We start from the raw sequence: 553 nt of genomic DNA, 5'->3' as shown, positions 1-553 counted from the left end.
ACGCAGGTCGAAGGTCTGCAAACCACGGCCGCCGGAATCACGATCGGCGAACGCACGGCGTACCGGGTTGGGCAAGGCGTTGTAGTTGCCGACCGGCTGGCCGACGAGGATCGAGCGGGCGTCTTCGAGGGTCTTGCGGATGCCCTCGCCGCCGGGGACTTCGCCGACACCGACGTGGCCGGCGCTGCTCGATCTGCTCGGCCAGCCCCTGGGCGTGCCGGTGGCCCCCCTGCTCGGCGCAGGCCAGCAGCGCGACGCGGTGGAAATGCTCGGCTACCTGTTCTTCATCGCCGACAAGGACAAGACCGATCTCGGCTACCGCGACGAGCGCGACGCCGATGACGCCTGGGAGCGCGTGCGCAACCAGGCCGCGCTGACCCCCGAGGCCATCGTCCGCCAGGCCGAGGCTGCACATGCGCGTTACGGCTTCAACGACTTCAAGCTCAAGGGCGGCGTGCTGCATGGCGAGGCCGAAGTCGAGGCGATCCGCGCCCTGGCTGCGCGTTTCCCTGACGCCCGCGTGACGCTCGACCCCAATGGTGGCTGGTCGCTG

1 pseudogene is annotated in these 553 nt (G+C 69.8%); it reads left to right on the top strand.

The window, feature by feature from the left end:
• Positions 1–181: 181 nt before the first annotated feature.
• Positions 182–553 (top strand): annotated as a pseudogene (locus tag GYB81_RS24215) (enolase C-terminal domain-like protein); the annotation flags it as partial.

Source organism: Pseudomonas yangonensis (genome assembly GCF_009932725.1).
GTDB lineage: Bacteria > Pseudomonadota > Gammaproteobacteria > Pseudomonadales > Pseudomonadaceae > Aquipseudomonas > Aquipseudomonas yangonensis.
This window is presented reverse-complemented; position numbering and strand designations above follow the sequence as displayed.